Origin of the sequence: Deinococcus frigens DSM 12807 (genome assembly GCF_000701425.1) — a bacterium.
GTDB classification, from domain to species: Bacteria; Deinococcota; Deinococci; order Deinococcales; family Deinococcaceae; genus Deinococcus; species Deinococcus frigens.
This window is the reverse complement of sequence record NZ_JNIW01000034.1, coordinates 1-14692: the sequence shown is the minus strand read 5'-3', so window position 1 is coordinate 14692 and position 14692 is coordinate 1. Positions and strand designations below refer to the sequence as shown.

Genomic DNA, 14692 nt, shown 5'->3' with positions numbered 1-14692 from the left:
AATTAAGGCTTATTCATATTTACTTCGCTAGGAGCAAGAAATTATAAACATTGCTAGATCCTACTTTTCATGGTAGATTTTCACGCCGGTCATCTTTGGAAACAATCTGAAGGGCAGCAACCTTCTAGGCACCTGCGCCATGAGTGGAGAACAGCCGCCGTTCGGCTCCGGAATCGTTTCATGATGGCTTGTGGCACCGCTGCAATGAACAGATGCTATTCCTCGTCTTGTGGCGCAATGCTTTGGCGGGGAAGACTGGATATTCTGCCGCAACAGGCGGAAAGACTAGGTTTACCTCAATACGTTGGGATTTCATTTTACCCGGCTGCCTCAACAGGCCAGCGACAGCGTAAAGGGCCAGATTTGCGTGCGTTTGCAATTGCTATTCCAGGTTTTGGGAGGGCGTGGTCCGGCCAGATCCTGCAACCGGTTCCCCCTTACCCTCAGGGCAATGCGTAAGGTGCAGGCAGATCGAGACCAGGCAGTGAAACTTCCGCCCCCTTGGGTACTCCACCCGCTTCCAGCCGGGCCAGCAGTTCCGAAATGATCCGCGCGCTGTCGTCCACGACGCGGTTCATGGTGGCCTCGCTCAGGTAGGGATAGGGGCGATCCAGAACCATGTCGCCGGGATGCCTGTAGAACGTCCGTAGATCGTCCAGCCTGTCTGCCAGTGCGCCCGATGGCAAGAAGGGCAGGGGAGAGGCGGGATTAACGGCGTTCACAACGGCTCGTGCGAACACATTGTCGGGGAAGTCGCGCAGATATTTGTGGTCCAGCCCGTACCAGTCGTCCTTCACATGGTCCCAGGTGGCGGCGCGGTCCGCGCTGAACTCCGCCGCGAAGGTCTCTTTCGTCGGTTGGCCGATCAGGTGCATCCACAGGTTGTCCGAAACCAGATGCGTGAAATAGCCGAGGATAAAGCTGAACGTCTGTCGGTCCTCCCGCTCTGCCGGAAGTACATACTCGCGGTAAAACTGCACATCCCGGATGCGGCCCTCGTCCTCCCCGGCCCGCAGAAAGTGCGTGACGGTCTTGGGCGGATCGAACGCGGTCCAGTCGGCATTCGGACGTCCGGAATCGGGCGCGATGTTGCCCACGATGAACGCCTCGGCAGCGAGGTGCGGCAGATGCTCCAGCAGTTGCTCTGCGATCCGGAAATGGCTGATCCAGGTTCCCACCGCCGCAGTGTAGGGCCGCCCAGAAAAAAGACTCCCCCGCCCGGACCCGGCGTGGGGAGTCTGGCGGCCCGCACCCTACTTCAGGGCTTCGTTCATCCCGATCACGTCCGGCACCTTCAGGCTCGCGCCGCCCACCAGCGCGCCGTTCACATTGGGCTTGTCGCAGAGGGTGGCGATGTTGTCCAGCTTGACGCTACCGCCGTACAGGATGCGGATCCTGTCGGCGTCGCTGCCATACCGCTCGATCAGCGCGTCGCGGATGGCGGCGGCCAGCTCCTCGGCGTCGTCGGCGGTGGCTGTCTTGCCCGTGCCGATGGCCCAGACCGGCTCGTAGGCGATCACGACTTCCGGCCCAACGCCCGCCAGACTGCCCGCCAGTTGTTTCAGCGTGTACGTTACCTGCTCGCCCTTCTCGCGCACGTCCAGGCCCTCGCCCACGCAGACGATGGGGATCAGGCCGTTGGCCTGCGCCTGCTTGGCCTTGGCGGCCACGTCGGTATCGGACTCGTGGTGGTACTCGCGGCGTTCGCTGTGGCCCACCACGGCGTATTTTGCGCCAACGTCGATCAGCATGGCCGCGCTGGTCTCGCCGGTATATGCGCCCGATTCGTGGGCCGAGACGTCCTGCGCGCCCAGCGCCACGCCGGGGGGCAGGTGCGCGGCCAGCGACGGTAGCGCGATGGTCGGGGCCATGACGGCCAGTTCGGCCTCGCCCAGCTCCAGCTTCTCGCGCAGTTCCTCGGCCCAGGCGCGGGCCTCGGCGGGGGTCTTGTTCATCTTCCAGTTCAGGGCCAGCAGGTTCTGAATCATCATGGCTCCAGCCCGTTCAGGACGGGTTTAAGAAAGGTCCGGTCATAGCGCTCGATCAGATGCGGCAGTTCGGCGAACAATTCCTGGCACAGTGGGTCTTCCATCGACTCTTCGCGGTAGCGTTCGTAATCGGCCAGGCTGGGAAAGGTAAACAGCGCATAGGCCGCGTCCGAGGCTCCTTCCGACGGCAGAAAATAGCCGTGGTGCTGGCCCCCGAACGAGGTGATCAGCTCGATCCACTTGCGCCCGTAGACCTCGAACTCCGCCAGACGCTCGGCCTTGACTTCATAGGTCAGAAAACAGGTGATAGGGGCCACTTAAGCCATCGCCTCCACCCCTGGCAGCGCCTGTCCTTCCAGCAGTTCCAGGCTCGCGCCGCCGCCGGTTGAAATATGCGACACCTTATCGGCCTGCCCGCTCCTGTTGATGGCGCTGACGCTGTCGCCACCGCCGATCACGGTGTAGGCGTCATTCAGGTTGCCCACGGTAGCGGCAATAGCATTCGTGCCGCCCGCGAAGGCCTCGAATTCAAAGACGCCCAGCGGCCCGTTCCAGAACACAGTTTTCGCGCCCTGCAAGGCTTCGGTGTACGCCCTCACGGTCTCCGGTCCGGCGTCCAGACCCTGCCAGCCATTGGGAATCTCGCCGCTCGGCACGACTTTGGTGCTGGCATCTGCGTCGAAGGCGTCGGCGGCGATCACGTCGGTGGGCAGCATCAGCTTGTCGCCGTACTCGGCCAGCAGGCGTTTGGCGAGGTCTACCTTGTCATCCTCGTGGATGCTCTCGCCGATCTGGCCGCCGCGCGATTTGATAAAGGTGTAGGCCATGCCGCCGCCGATCAGCATGCGGTCCACCCTGGGCAGCAGATTCTCGATCACCTTGATCTTGTCGCTGACTTTCGCGCCGCCGATGATGACCACATAGGGACGCGCGGGATCGTGGAGCAGCTTGCCCAGCGCGTCCACCTCCCTCCCCAGCAGCAGCCCCGCCGCGTGCGGTAACTCCCCGGCCACGCCGCTGACCGACGAGTGCGCCCGGTGTGCGCTGCCGAAGGCGTCCAGCACAAAGGCGTCGCCCAGCCGCGCGAGCTTGGCGTTCAGGCCCGCGTCGTTCTTTTCCTCGCCCGCCTCAAAGCGCACGTTTTCCAGCAGGGCCACGCCCCCTGCCTTGAGGTTCCGCACCGCCACCAACGTCTCGTCGCTGGAGGGCAGGCTGTCGATAAAGGTCACGTCCTGCCTCAGCGCCCTGGAAAGAACGTCAGACACGGGCTTGAGACTGAACTTGGCTTCCGGCCCATTCTTGGGGCGTCCGAAGTGGCTCATCAGCACCACCGAGGCCGCGCCCATCTCCAGCAGTTTCCTGATGGTGGGCAGGCTGGCGGTCACGCGGGTATCGTCCTGCACCACGCCGTCTTTGATCGGCACGTTGTAATCCACGCGCACCAGCACGCGCTTGCCCTTCACGTCCAGTTGATCGAGGTTTTTCATGGGTTCTCCTGGGAATACGGAAAATGGCAGAAGGCGCAAGCCCTCCACCATCTGCCGTCCATGTTTAGACGCCTTTTTCCTGAACCAGTTCCACCAGATCGGCGATGCGGTTGCTGTAGCCCCACTCGTTGTCGTACCACGAGAAGAACTTGACCAGGTTGCCCATCGTCATGGTCAGGCCGCCGTCGATGATCGCGCTGTGCGGATCGCCCACGATGTCCTGGAGAACAATCGGGTCTTCGGTATAGCTGATGATGCCCTTGTGGGTGGTTTCGGCGGCCTTTTTGAACACGCCGTTGATCTCGTCCACGGTCACGTCGCGGCCCAGGATGACCACCACGTCGCTGATTGAGCCGACGGGGGTGGGCACGCGCAACGAGGTGCCGTCGAACTTGCCCTGGAGCTTGGGGTAGACCTGCGAGACGGCCTTGGCCGCGCCGGTGCTGGTAGGAATGATGTTCACGGCGGCGGCACGTGCGCGGCGCAGGTCCTTGTGCGGCAGGTCCAGAATGCGCTGATCGTTGGTGTAACTGTGGACGGTGGTCATGATGGCCTTTTCGATGCCGAAGGCCTCGTCCAGCAGCTTCATCGGCGCGCCCAGGCTGTTGGTGGTGCAGCTCGCGTTGCTGATGATGTTGTGGTTCTTGGGATCGTAATCCTGCTCGTTGACGCCCAGCACGATGGAAAAGTCCTCGTTCTTGGCCGGGGCGGTGATCAGCACTTTCTTCGCGCCGCCCGACAGGTGCTTGCCCGCGCCCTCGCGGTCCGTGAAGATGCCGGTGGACTCGATCACGATGTCCGCGCCCAGCTCGCCCCACTTGATGTTGGCGGGATCGCGCTCGGACAGCGCCTGAATCTTGTGGCCATTGACCGTCAGGCTGTCCTCGTCGTAGTCCACGGTGCCGTTAAAGCGTCCGGCGGTGGAGTCGTACTTGATCAGCGTCGCCAGCGTCTTGTTGTCGGTCAGGTCATTGATCGCCACCACGTCGATGCCGCGCTCCACCAGAATACGGAACACCAAGCGCCCGATGCGGCCAAATCCATTGATGCCCACTTTCATCTTTGCCGTTCCCGTCATGCTTCCTCCAGTCTTGAGGGCCGCCGTCCACTGTGGGCGGCGGCTGAGCCTCGCATGGTCCAGTCTAACGGCTCTCCCCGCTTCCGGCTTGGTGTCTTATCTACACCAAAGCGTCAGCTTGCCAAACTGGACACATGGGGCGGTCCTCAGCGCGCGGTCAGCACGAAGTCCACGTTGACCGTGATGTTGTCGGCCCCGCCCGGGTAGCGCACGCCATAGTCCAGCGGATTGAACTTGAACTGGGTGCTGACGTTGACCTTGCCCGCGTTCAGGGTAACCTTGATCGGCGCGCTGACCGGTTTCCTCACGCCTTTGATGGTCAATTGACCCGTGGCGGTAGTGGCGAGGGTTTGTCCCCCGGTCAATTTGCCGCCCGTCAGTTTCTCTAACGTGAAGGTGGCGTCCTTAAACTGCGCCGTGTTCAGTGCCCCCGTCCCCTTCGCGTGGCTGTCGCGCAGGCTGTTGCCGGTCTTCAACTCGGAGAGGGGAACTGTGACCGTGCCGCTGGTGGCGGCCAGATCGTCCGGGTCCAGATCGACGCTGCTGGTCACACCTTCCATCGTCCCCTTGACGTTCACGAAAGTCACGCGGTATTCAAACGTCGCAGTGCCGTCGCTGGCCGCATAGGGCGCAGCAGCCGCTGACACGAGAGAAAGACCCAGCAGACCGCTAAAGGAGAGCAGAAGGCTTTTCACCGCTTCACGTTAAACGATCTGCGTCCTGCATGCTGTAGGGACGATTACCTCAGGGAGCAGGCCCAGCGACATGATGAATCTGTCCGGCGGCAGGCCGACAATACTGGTGGCTGCACAGGACACCGGTCCCGTGGCCCGTCACACATCGCCACTGGTATGAACCGTCGCCGCAGTCGCCGCAACCAGTCTCGCTGTATCAAGACAGCCGGGGCAACGGGACGGAGCATCCGGGACATTGAAGCTGGAACGGGCAGGGAGCGTGATTAAGGTTCCGCGTCCGCGCCCCCTTTTTTCGCTGGCTGCCCAGACCTCCTTTTCCTCATCTGTCCGCCCCGCCCCATACTGAAGCCCATGAGCGACACCCTTCTCGTGATGAAATTCGGCGGCACCAACATGCAGGACTCGGGAGCCATTCGCCACAGCGCCTCGCTGGCCGAGCGCAGCCTCTTGGCAGGCGTGAAGGTGGTGGTGGTGGTCTCCGCGATGGCGGGCGTGACCAACGGGCTGCTGGCGCTGGCCGACGCCGCCGAATCCGGTGACATCGCCGCCGCCAACGACGAGATCGCCGCGCTGCGGACCCGCCACTTCACGGCGGCCCAGGAACTTGGCGCAGCCCCCGACAGCGCAGTGGTGCGCGACATCCGCGAGATGCACGAAATGCTGCGCCAGGCGGTCTACGGCGTATACCTTTTGCGCGAGCTGACCCCCCGCAGCCGGGACCTGATCGTGGCGTTCGGCGAGCGCCTCTCGGCCCCGCTGATGGCCGTGGCGCTGGAGGGTCAGGGCCACCGCGCCCATTACCTGACTGGCGGCGAGGCCGGCATCCTGACCGATCACCATTTCGGCAACGCCAAGCCCGTGCCCGGCACCTACGAGCGGGTCAGGGACCGCCTGAGCGGGCTGCTGGCCGCCGGGGTCACGCCGGTGGTCTCCGGCTTCATGGGCGAGACCGAGCGCGGCGCGATCACCACGCTGGGGCGCGGCGGCACCGATTTCTCGGCCACCATTATCGGCAAGGCGCTAGGCGCGGACGAGGTCTGGGCCTGGAAGGACGTGGACGGCGTGATGAGCGCCGATCCCAGGGTGGTGGGAGACGCCCGCAACATCACGGTCCTCAGCTACGGCGAGGTCATGGAACTGGCGTATTTCGGCGCGAAGGTGCTGCACCCGCTGGCGGTCACGCCCCTCCAGGAAAGCGGCATTCCGCTGCGGGTCAAGAGCGCCGCCGATCCCGATTTTCCCGGCACCCTGGTACAGGCCCAGGCCCAGGACGAGGCCGGGCAGCCGGTCAAGGCCGTGACCGCCATCCGCAACGTCTCGATCATCAACATCAGCGGCGCGGGCGTGCTGGGCATTCCCGAGGTCATTGCCAGCGTCTTTGACGCGATTGCCCGCGAGAACATCACCCTGCTGATGGTCTCGCAGAGCAGCTCCATGAGCAATGTCTCGCTGGCCGTGCAGAGCAGCGATGCCGAGCGTACCCTGGCCGCCCTGCGCGCCGGGGTCAGCCGCGAGCTGAAGGTCGACCGCCAGTCGGACGTGGCGGTGCTGGCCATCGTGGGCAGCGGCATGCGCGGTCAGAAGGGCGTCTCGGCGCGGCTGTTCACCGCCCTGGCCAGCCAGGACATCAACATTCTGATGATCTCGCAGGGCAGCAGCGAGCTGAACATCAGTGTCGCCATCGAGGGCGCTCAGGTAGACGACGCCACCCGCGCCGTGCATGCGGCCTTTGGGCTGGGCGTGCGGGCGGAAGCTGCGGATTGACCGGCCCCAGCCCGCACGCCCCTACAACGCCACTGGGTCCAGCAGCAGCGGGTCCTCGGATTCGAAGGCTTCGGCGTAGCGCACGCGCGCCAGCGTGCCCCAGTAGCTCTGGCGGGCGCGGCGGCGCGTGACGATCTCGGGCGTAACTGTCTCTGAGATCGCCTCGCCCGAGAACTGGCTGTCGTGGGCGCGGACGGCGGCTTCCCACTCGCGTTGCACGCTTTCCACGTCGATCAGCACGTCGGGCTGGATATCCGCATTGCCCTGGTACAGCAGCGTCCTCGCGATGCGGTGCGGCTCGCCGCCCAGCTCGGCCTTGTGAAGCTGCGCCAGATGAACGGCCCGCCGCGCCAGATGGTACGTGCCGAAATGGTCCGGGTGGCGGTCCCTGTGGTGCGGCACCAGCAGCACGCGCGGGCGCACCGCGCGCAGGGCGGCGGCCAGGGCGTGCGCGCTGCCAGGGGTGTCGGTCAATTCGCCGTCCTTCAGGCCCAGATTGCCGCGCCAGCGCAGGCCCATGATCACTGCTGCCCGCGCACATTCGGCCACCCGTACTTCCGGCGTTCCCTGCGTGCCGCGCTCGCCGCGCGAGAGTTCCAGGATGCCCACGGCGCGTCCTGCCTGCGCCAGCCGGATCAGCGCGCCGCCCGCGCCGATCTCGGCGTCGTCGGGGTGGGGGGCCAGGCACAGCCAGTCCAGCGGCTGCGGCGTGCCGTGGACGGTCTGGAAGGGAAGCGGGGGGGAGCGGGTCATGCCGGACAGGATAGACGCGACGGCCTCAGTGGGGGCCGCGCTTTTGCCTTGACACCTCCGCGCGGCCTGCCTATACTCCCTGAGCCTTGTGCAAGAAAGCAGGCCAGTGTAGCTCAGTGGTAGAGCAACTGATTCGTAATCAGTAGGTCGTCCGTTCAACCCGGATCACTGGCTCCAAGAAAAACCCCCGCCTAGCGCGGGGTTTCGCTTTTCTCCCTGGGCCTTCTGAAACCCCCAGCACTCCAGAATTGCAAACGTCTTGCAAACGCTGGGCGGGGGTTACTCAGTGTCAGGCGAGGGGTCAGCCTGGGCAGCGCTGGGGTGTGTCCCTGCTGGGCGTGAGTTGACCCGCCGCACCTTTGCCGTTATCCGCCTGACCTCGCGGGGGGCAGGGGGTACAGGGTCAAAGGTCAACCCTACCCGCTCAGACTCGAAGACATGCCGGTAAATCCGCTGTGTTGTCCCCGTGTCCTTATGCCCGATCTGGGCGCTCAGCACTTCAATAGGCACCCCCTCAGCGGCCTTGACTGAGGTGTAGGTGTGCCTCAGCTTATGCGGGCTGAGTACCGGCACCCCCGCCGCCTCGCATAGTCGGCTCATGGGCCGCTGAAGGCTGTCTGAGCGCTTGCCAGTGCCTACCCGCGTACTGAACACATACCCCTCATCCCTATAGTCATGCCCGCCGAATCTGAGCCGCTTTGTTCCGGTCAAAACCTGTTCGGCCCTGCTGTCTCTGAGTACCTGAACAGCGCTGCCCGTCACGCTGACTGTACGGTTTCCCTGGGCCGTCTTAGGTGGGCCTTCGTAAACCTCGCCCCCCATGACTGAACGGGTCCGCCTGACATGCACTGTTGCTGAGCCGTCGGCTTCATAGGTCACGTCATCCCACCTGAGGCCCAGCGCCTCACCTGGGCGTAAGCCGGTGGCAAGCATGAAGGCGAAAACATACCCGTCACGGTCCAGACGGGCCGCGTTATAGAACCTGACCGCCTGTTCAGGGGTGAATGCCATCAGCTTAGGCGCACCCTTTTCACGGCTTGCCGTCGGGCGGCCCCTGAGGGTGGGGTCAGCCATGACCAGGCCCTCGCGCACTCCCCAGCGGTAAGAGGCCCGCAACAGGTCATACACCTTTGCCCGCGTGCGTTCCCCATTTGGCCCCTCGCCCAGCCCGTCGAAGTAATCCCGTAAGCGCTGCCCCGTGACCCCCTGGGCCTTGAGGGTGCCCAGACTGGGGGTGATGTAGTGGGCCAGCACATACCGGTAATCAAACACGGTGCGCGGGGCGAGCTTGCCATCCCGTAAGCGGGCCTCTATGTACCGGTCTACCAGCTCGCCCACCTTCACCCGGTCACGCGGGGGCAGCTCGCCTAGGTCTTTGAACTTACGGGCCTCGCGCACCGCCTGACGCGCTTCTGTCAGGTTGCGAGCGGTGCCGTTAAAGTGCTTGCGCTCGCCCGCGAGGGTTGACACCATCACGCGCCATCTGACCTTGCCAGAGGTCAGGGTCATGAAGTGTCCCTCACCCTGCCCCCGCTTAGCGCGGCCCTGCCCGTCCCCACCATTGCCAGCCATGCGCCCACCGTACCCCAGCCGCTTAGGGCGTACCCCTCAGCATGGGCAGCGCTGGGGGTAGGAGTAGAGGGGTAGGTTTCTGGGGTTTCTGATAGGTGAATCCCTTAAAGTGATTTTTAACATATATATATAGATAAAAGAATGTCCTAGACGGCGTTCAGGGTCACTCTACCCTCAGAGTAGAAACGCATATGCACTAGGGGGCAAATAAAACCCCAGAAACCCCCTGCCCTACTCGCGCACCATCTGACACGCATAAATGAGTAGAGGTTTCCAAGTAGCGGTAACTTTGCCCGCATATCAGAAACCCTCCGGTCTACTCCTACTCCCAAACACACCCCAGCGCTGCCTATGCCTGGGCTTTGAGGGTGGGGCAGCTCGCGCCCGGTCAGGCTGCCCGCCCAGGCTGTGCGGGTCAGGTACTCAAGCCTGAGTAAAACCCCCCGCCGCTGGGCGAGGGGTCACGGGGGGCGCACTGTTCAGGCTGGGCCGGTGGACTTATCCCCCTCAGCGCTGCCCGGTTCAACCTCTGGGGCCGCGCCGTGCTGGGCGAGCGCTTCCCGCACCGCCGCAGTGACCCGCGCCGTGATCTCGCGCTCTAGCGCCTGTGGGTCACTGGGCAGGATGACCGGCCCGCCGCTGATGTGCTCGACGGGCAGCGCCGCGAGGGTCAGGCCCAGGGCGTCGAGCATGGCCGCCCAGGCTGGGGGGATAGTGCCGCCGCCCTGAGTGCCGTTTAGTGCACGGGAAATAGCAGTGGGGTTTAGCCCCGTAGCACGCGCGAGGTCAGCGCGGCTCATGTTCTTTTCTCGCAGCCGCGCCCCTACGGCGGCCCTCACAGCATCATTCATGCTCATCACCTTAACACTTCTAGTATTCATGACACCTAATGTTGACAGTAATAACACATTATGTCAATATAGAGACAGCAGAGAAGGCGCGCACTCCGGCAAAGAAACACGCGCCCCATCTGACTCCCCCAGTACAGAAGGAATCAAGATGAACACTAACACCCGCGCACTTTCCCGCACCTGGGCCGCCCACGTTATCTACCGCGAGTGCAGCGTCATTACCGGCACGGCTGACTACACCGTGACCATGACCCGCACCGCTGAGGGCTTCACGGCAGAAGTGAACGGGCAGCCGGTGGGCGTGCTCGACGCCGCCCGCATCCTGGGCAGCGCTGAGCGGCTGACCGTGACCGCTGAGACTCTGGACACCCCGCCCACCATCGGAAACGCGGCGGGGTGCAACCTTCACCGCGAGCTGGGCCGTCTGGGATTCCGTGACCACTACCTGACCGCAGGCGAGGCGCTGGGCCGCGCCGTCCCTTCCCTCGCTGCCCTGACCGCCCAGGACGCTTACACCGTGCGCGATTACGCGCGGGGTCAGTGGGGCATGACCGCATGAGGGGCCGCGCCCCCTACCGCCTGACGCACGGGCAGGCGATCAGCGAGGGCGAGGCCGCGCACCTCATCACCCGCGCCGCCCAGGGCGAGGCCATGACATACGCGCCGGTCAAACACGGGCACGCCTGGGCACTCGCCCACCTCGCCACCCTGACCCCCAGTGAACGCGCCCAGCACGCCCAGCGGGTCAGAGACGCGGCGGCACTGCTCGCGGGTCTGAGTATCCCCGCCGCCCTGAGCGCCTAACCCCCCCAGCGCTGCCCCCACCTTAGGGGGCGCGCACTTTTGAATCCCAGAGGCCCCCATGAAACACGCTGCCCAGACTGACCCCGCCCAGCGGGACGCCTACACCCTGACGCACGAGGCCGCCCAGGTGCTCGACGCGGCCCGCGCCGTGCTTGCCCTCACAGTGGCCGCCCACACCCGCGAGGGCCGCCCCCAGCACGCGGGCACCCTCGCCCAGCACGCCCAGGCGCTCGACGCCGCCGCCCGTGACACGCACGGTCTATTAGAGGAGTTGCGAGCATGACCGCGCCCATGACTGACCCCGCCGCCCCCGCTTACACCTCGCGCACCCTGCCCGCGCCGTGGGCGGAATGCGAGGTGTGCGGCTCGCTCGCCCTACCTGACCTCGACGGCTCGCCCCGCTGCCCGTCATGTGCCGCCCGTGACCGCCAACTCTGCGCCGCTGAGCAACACCTCGCAGCCTTATTTGCGCCCCAGCTTGCCGCCTGGGTACACCATTACACGGCCCAGGGCCTCAGCGCGGCTCAGCTTTACGAATGCCTAGAGAGCTGGGCGGGCAGTTGGATGAACCCTCAGGCCCAGGGGCAACACCTTACGGCACTCCTGACCAACGCGGCCCGCGAGTATCCCGCTCCCAGCTTCACCCCGTCCCCACCTGACCGGGTGCAGCTCGACGCCCGCACCCTGCCCCAGATACTCGCGGCCCAGCTCGATCCGGCGCGGCCCGCCGCCTCAGGCCCCGGACAGATTGACCGCCGCCTGACCTTCACTGTGCGCGAGGCAAACGGGCAGGAACGCGAGCACCTACACCTCAGCCCCGGTTATGACGCGCTGCTCATCCTGAACACGGCCCCAGAGGGCGAGGCCCTGCTCTATTACACCGGGGGTGAGGGGTTGAGGGTGCCCGCCCGGTTGCTGCCTCAGGTGCGCGCCGCGCTGGGGTACTGGGCAGAGGGTGAAGCGTGACACCGGGACGGCGCTCACCTAAGGCCCTGATTCCTGGGGCCGTGTCCCTCGCGGCGGTGTTGATTGTCCCGCCCAGACACACCGCCTCAGGCCGCGCGGCCCTGACGCTCGCGTGTTACACCACAAAGCACCGGCTCACGCTGTACCACCTTCCCGACGGCGCGAGCTGGGCACTCAGCACCCCCCCAGCGCTGCCCAATCTGCGGGATGAACGCGAGGGCCTGACGCTCGCCCGCCTGGGCGGTGCGCGGCTGACCGTCGAGTATGCCGGGCAGCGGGCCGTGCTCGACGTGCCCGCCGTGCGCGTGTTGCGCGAGCTGTGCGAGGCCCTGACCACCTATGACGGTCAGACGGTCACGCTGGGTAAAGTCTCTTAAAAAACTTACGGATTCTTACGCTCTCCCCACCCACTACCAGAGGTTGCCCCCCATGACTGACACCCCGCCGCTCGATACTCAACACCCCCAGCGGGACACCCGCGAGGGTCAGGCCGCGCTTATCGCGCTGGGCCATGCGGGGCCGTACCCGGTGCCTCAGGGGGTGAACCTGGGCGGTGTCGAGCATGGGGCCGCCCTGACTGAGCTTGAGGCCCTGACCCTCGCGGGGTTGCCTGACTTTGTAGATGATTGGGCGATCTGCCCCAGCGAGGCAGGCGGGGCACCGTTCACGCTGCTCTGGGGCAACGCTGCCACGAATACCGAACTTGACCGGGCGAGCGCCTGGGCAGAGATGACCACCGCGAGCCTCAGGGCCGCAGATATGCCCACCGGCACAGCATGAACCGCCCCCCCATCCCGCCCCAGACTCGCCCCCAGAGGTGCACGCCATGACACAGAAACTCAACGCCGCCCAGTCTCTTGATGAACTCATGACCATGACTGACGCCCAGGCCCGCGAGCTACGCGCCCTCATGCTGAGCACCGGGCAGCTTCCCCCGCCTGCAGAACTGATTACCCTAACCCTTGAGGAACTGCGGGCGAGCGTCGAGCAGCTAGGCGACGTGCTGGGCGGTCAGGCCCTCGCCTGGGCTGAGATGGGCAGCGCCCCGCCCAGCGTTAAGCACTTCTCTAATGGGCTGATTTACGCGGGGTCAATGCTCCGATCCTGCAGGCAGCTTGACCCCGCGCCTCTGAACGTGCTCGCCATATTCACCACCTGGGCCGCGAGCTTTACCCGCGAGGTGCTGCAGGACTGCGGGTATAGCGAGGCGCAGACAGACGCGGTTTTCGATGACCTGGGAGTGAGGGGGGAGCAGTTGCGCCAGGTGCTCGACACCCTGCCTCATGACATGGCACGCGGGGGGTTTATGGCTGCGCTGAGCGCCTTTCACGCCTCTGCCCACTCAATGAGCGAGTCTGACCCTGAGGCCCTACACGGGTACTTTGTGGCCGCTGGGCGTGACCTCGCGGGGCCGCAGTGGAGGCCGCCCGCTGCCCCTGGGGGCCTTAAAGCCTGACCCCCAGCGCTGCCCAGGCCCTCGCTGCTCACCGCCCCGCACCTTGACCGGTCGCGGGGCGTTCTACTGATTGGGGGTAACGACAAGATCGATACTGGTGGCGAAATCAGATGCCGGTCTCCCAGAACAGTGTTTTGTGCCACTGCGCCACCGGCGTCTATCGATGAAAAGGCCAGATTTTGACTTCGCCACCAGTATCAAGATCCAGCAATTTTACACCGCTGAGCAAAATCTGCTCTCCAGCACGCGCCCTGGCCGTTGAGCTTGCGAAACGTTCACGGCAGAGGCACCTCACTGGGCCACCGCCAGTCAACCCGATATGCCCCCATTCCTGGGCCGGGGGCCGCCCCACCCTGGTCAGGGCTGCCGACGGGCCTCTATGCTGCTGTGGTGGCTCCCGTGAAACTGCTGGTGATCGTGCCGCATCCAGACGACGAGGTGTTCGGCTCGGGTGGCACGCTGCTCGACTTCCTGTCCCATGACGAACCGTGCGCGCTCCTAACCCTCACGCTGGGCGACGCGGGCCGGAACCTGGGCCTGTGTGAGACCCGCGAGGAACTCGCCGCGTTGCGCCGCCAGGAACTGGCGGACTGTCTGGACACTCTAGGTTTCCTGCGCCACCCCGCCAGCGCCCATGAGCAATACACCTTTCCTGACGGTGACGTGGCGGGTCATCTCAGCGACATCACGCCCCTGATCCACGACGCCTTCGAGACTTACCAGCCCGAGATCGTGCTGACGTTTCCCCCGGACGGCCTGAACGGACATCCCGATCATGTGACCACCCACCAGGTGGTCAAGGCCGTGTGGGACGCGCTGCCACCTGAACGCCGCCCCCGGCTGTGGTACTACGCCCTGCAAGCCGAGTGGCTCGGCACCCTGCTGCCCGGTTACCTGCCCCCCAACCGGGTCCATGACGTGTCCGCGTTCGTCACGCAAAAACTGCGGGCGATGGGCTGCCACCGCTCGCAGGGCATCACCCTGGCCAATACCCTGCGCCGGTTTCCAGAGCGGGTCACCCACGAGCCGTTCCATGAAGTTCTGCCGGACCCACGCTCAGGCTGAGCGCCTGTGGCCCAGGGCGAGCAGCGCAGGTTTCCCTGACTTTTCCCTGTTCCCCCTCTGGGGGATCAACCACGGTTCGCTCTTTCGCAGAAGAGCCATAACACGATACTGGTGGCGAAGTCAAAATCTGGCCTTTTCATCGATAGACGCCGGTGGCGCAGTGGCACAAAACACTGTTCTGGGAGACCGGCATCTGACTTCGCCACCAGTATC

Annotated in this window: 18 protein-coding genes and 1 tRNA gene; 10 read left to right on the top strand and 9 right to left on the bottom strand. The window is 64.8% G+C overall.

Features of this window, described 5'->3' with window-relative positions; all coding sequences use genetic code 11:
* Positions 1 to 443 precede the first annotated feature (443 nt).
* From Q322_RS0112365 to Q322_RS0112340, 6 genes are all read right to left on the bottom strand, one after another.
* Positions 444 to 1178 carry a zinc dependent phospholipase C family protein gene (locus Q322_RS0112365; RefSeq protein WP_029478222.1) on the bottom strand — a complete coding sequence of 245 codons (735 nt, stop codon included), beginning with the start codon at positions 1176 to 1178 and terminating at the stop codon, positions 444 to 446.
* Positions 1179 to 1253: 75 nt separating this feature from the next.
* Positions 1254 to 1988: a triose-phosphate isomerase gene (gene tpiA / locus Q322_RS0112360; RefSeq protein ID WP_029478221.1), complete on the bottom strand. Its 735-nt coding sequence runs from the start codon at positions 1986 to 1988 to the stop codon at positions 1254 to 1256.
* Positions 1988 to 2305, bottom strand: coding sequence for an NIPSNAP family protein (locus Q322_RS0112355; RefSeq protein ID WP_029478220.1), 318 nt, complete (start codon positions 2303 to 2305; stop codon positions 1988 to 1990). Before Q322_RS0112355 ends, tpiA begins: the two co-directional genes overlap by 1 nt.
* Positions 2306 to 3475, bottom strand: coding sequence for a phosphoglycerate kinase (locus Q322_RS0112350; RefSeq protein WP_029478219.1), 1170 nt, complete (start codon positions 3473 to 3475; stop codon positions 2306 to 2308).
* A 64-nt stretch (positions 3476 to 3539) separates the two neighbouring features.
* Positions 3540 to 4535 carry a type I glyceraldehyde-3-phosphate dehydrogenase gene (gap, locus tag Q322_RS0112345; protein ID WP_029478218.1) on the bottom strand — a complete coding sequence of 332 codons (996 nt, stop codon included), beginning with the start codon at positions 4533 to 4535 and terminating at the stop codon, positions 3540 to 3542.
* Positions 4536 to 4699: 164 nt separating this feature from the next.
* Positions 4700 to 5248, bottom strand: coding sequence for a YceI family protein (locus Q322_RS0112340; RefSeq protein ID WP_156953031.1), 549 nt, complete (start codon positions 5246 to 5248; stop codon positions 4700 to 4702).
* Between the two features lie 351 nt (positions 5249 to 5599).
* Between Q322_RS0112340 and Q322_RS0112335 the strand changes: the two genes are divergently transcribed.
* Positions 5600 to 7012, top strand: coding sequence for an aspartate kinase (locus tag Q322_RS0112335; RefSeq protein WP_029478216.1), 1413 nt, complete (start codon positions 5600 to 5602; stop codon positions 7010 to 7012).
* 21 nt (positions 7013 to 7033) lie between these two features.
* Here the strand turns inward: Q322_RS0112335 and bshB1 are convergent, their stop codons facing one another.
* The gene (bshB1, locus tag Q322_RS0112330; protein ID WP_029478215.1) at positions 7034 to 7765 is read right to left on the bottom strand and encodes a bacillithiol biosynthesis deacetylase BshB1; all 732 of its coding nucleotides are present in this window, start codon (positions 7763 to 7765) and stop codon (positions 7034 to 7036) included.
* Between the two features lie 102 nt (positions 7766 to 7867).
* On the opposite strand from bshB1, the gene Q322_RS0112325 reads away from it, so the two are divergent.
* Positions 7868 to 7942: transfer RNA gene (locus Q322_RS0112325), tRNA-Thr, on the top strand.
* A gap of 102 nt (positions 7943 to 8044) precedes the next feature.
* On the opposite strand, the gene Q322_RS0112320 is transcribed toward Q322_RS0112325, so the two are convergent.
* Complete coding sequence (locus tag Q322_RS0112320; protein ID WP_162176614.1) at positions 8045 to 9274, bottom strand: tyrosine-type recombinase/integrase; 1230 nt, start codon at positions 9272 to 9274, stop codon at positions 8045 to 8047.
* Between the two features lie 542 nt (positions 9275 to 9816).
* Positions 9817 to 10188 (bottom strand): helix-turn-helix domain-containing protein, encoded by a 372-nt coding sequence (locus Q322_RS0112315; protein ID WP_162176613.1) that lies wholly within the window; start codon positions 10186 to 10188, stop codon positions 9817 to 9819.
* Between the two features lie 148 nt (positions 10189 to 10336).
* On the opposite strand from Q322_RS0112315, the gene Q322_RS0112310 reads away from it, so the two are divergent.
* From Q322_RS0112310 to Q322_RS0112270, 8 genes are all read left to right on the top strand, one after another.
* Complete coding sequence (locus tag Q322_RS0112310) at positions 10337 to 10747, top strand: hypothetical protein (RefSeq protein ID WP_051668499.1); 411 nt, start codon at positions 10337 to 10339, stop codon at positions 10745 to 10747.
* Positions 10744 to 10992 carry a hypothetical protein gene (locus Q322_RS0112305; protein WP_029478211.1) on the top strand — a complete coding sequence of 83 codons (249 nt, stop codon included), beginning with the start codon at positions 10744 to 10746 and terminating at the stop codon, positions 10990 to 10992. Before Q322_RS0112310 ends, Q322_RS0112305 begins: the two co-directional genes overlap by 4 nt.
* Positions 10993 to 11050: 58 nt before the next feature.
* Complete coding sequence (locus Q322_RS0112300; protein ID WP_029478210.1) at positions 11051 to 11275, top strand: hypothetical protein; 225 nt, start codon at positions 11051 to 11053, stop codon at positions 11273 to 11275.
* Positions 11272 to 11958, top strand: a complete 687-nt coding sequence (locus Q322_RS0112295) for a hypothetical protein (RefSeq protein ID WP_029478209.1) — start codon at positions 11272 to 11274, stop codon at positions 11956 to 11958. The genes Q322_RS0112300 and Q322_RS0112295 overlap by 4 nt, the downstream gene beginning before the upstream one ends.
* Positions 11955 to 12335 (top strand): hypothetical protein, encoded by a 381-nt coding sequence (locus Q322_RS0112290; RefSeq protein ID WP_156953029.1) that lies wholly within the window; start codon positions 11955 to 11957, stop codon positions 12333 to 12335. The genes Q322_RS0112295 and Q322_RS0112290 overlap by 4 nt, the downstream gene beginning before the upstream one ends.
* A gap of 52 nt (positions 12336 to 12387) precedes the next feature.
* Entirely contained in the window at positions 12388 to 12738 is a 351-nt protein-coding gene (locus Q322_RS0112285) for a hypothetical protein (protein ID WP_029478207.1), read from the top strand.
* A 46-nt stretch (positions 12739 to 12784) separates the two neighbouring features.
* On the top strand, positions 12785 to 13414 hold the full coding sequence (locus Q322_RS0112280; protein ID WP_029478206.1) for a hypothetical protein: 630 nt from the start codon (positions 12785 to 12787) through the stop codon (positions 13412 to 13414).
* A gap of 390 nt (positions 13415 to 13804) precedes the next feature.
* Complete coding sequence (locus tag Q322_RS0112270; RefSeq protein WP_342667667.1) at positions 13805 to 14479, top strand: PIG-L deacetylase family protein; 675 nt, start codon at positions 13805 to 13807, stop codon at positions 14477 to 14479.
* Positions 14480 to 14692: the final 213 nt, after the last annotated feature.

Excerpts from the sequence above, each read along its gene's own strand:
- tpiA (WP_029478221.1), bottom strand. The coding sequence starts at position 1,988 with ATGATTCAGAACCTGCTGGCCCTGAACTGGAAGATGAACAAGACCCCC.
- Q322_RS0112350 (WP_029478219.1), bottom strand. The coding sequence starts at position 3,475 with ATGAAAAACCTCGATCAACTGGACGTGAAGGGCAAGCGCGTGCTGGTG.
- gap (WP_029478218.1), bottom strand. The coding sequence starts at position 4,535 with ATGAAAGTGGGCATCAATGGATTTGGCCGCATCGGGCGCTTGGTGTTC.
- Q322_RS0112335 (WP_029478216.1), top strand. The coding sequence starts at position 5,600 with ATGAGCGACACCCTTCTCGTGATGAAATTCGGCGGCACCAACATGCAG.
- bshB1 (WP_029478215.1), bottom strand. The coding sequence starts at position 7,765 with ATGACCCGCTCCCCCCCGCTTCCCTTCCAGACCGTCCACGGCACGCCG.
- Q322_RS0112320 (WP_162176614.1), bottom strand. The coding sequence starts at position 9,274 with ATGACCCTGACCTCTGGCAAGGTCAGATGGCGCGTGATGGTGTCAACC.
- Q322_RS0112315 (WP_162176613.1), bottom strand. The coding sequence starts at position 10,188 with ATGAATGATGCTGTGAGGGCCGCCGTAGGGGCGCGGCTGCGAGAAAAG.
- Q322_RS0112310 (WP_051668499.1), top strand. The coding sequence starts at position 10,337 with ATGAACACTAACACCCGCGCACTTTCCCGCACCTGGGCCGCCCACGTT.
- Q322_RS0112305 (WP_029478211.1), top strand. The coding sequence starts at position 10,744 with ATGAGGGGCCGCGCCCCCTACCGCCTGACGCACGGGCAGGCGATCAGC.
- Q322_RS0112300 (WP_029478210.1), top strand. The coding sequence starts at position 11,051 with ATGAAACACGCTGCCCAGACTGACCCCGCCCAGCGGGACGCCTACACC.
- Q322_RS0112295 (WP_029478209.1), top strand. The coding sequence starts at position 11,272 with ATGACCGCGCCCATGACTGACCCCGCCGCCCCCGCTTACACCTCGCGC.
- Q322_RS0112285 (WP_029478207.1), top strand. The coding sequence starts at position 12,388 with ATGACTGACACCCCGCCGCTCGATACTCAACACCCCCAGCGGGACACC.
- Q322_RS0112280 (WP_029478206.1), top strand. The coding sequence starts at position 12,785 with ATGACACAGAAACTCAACGCCGCCCAGTCTCTTGATGAACTCATGACC.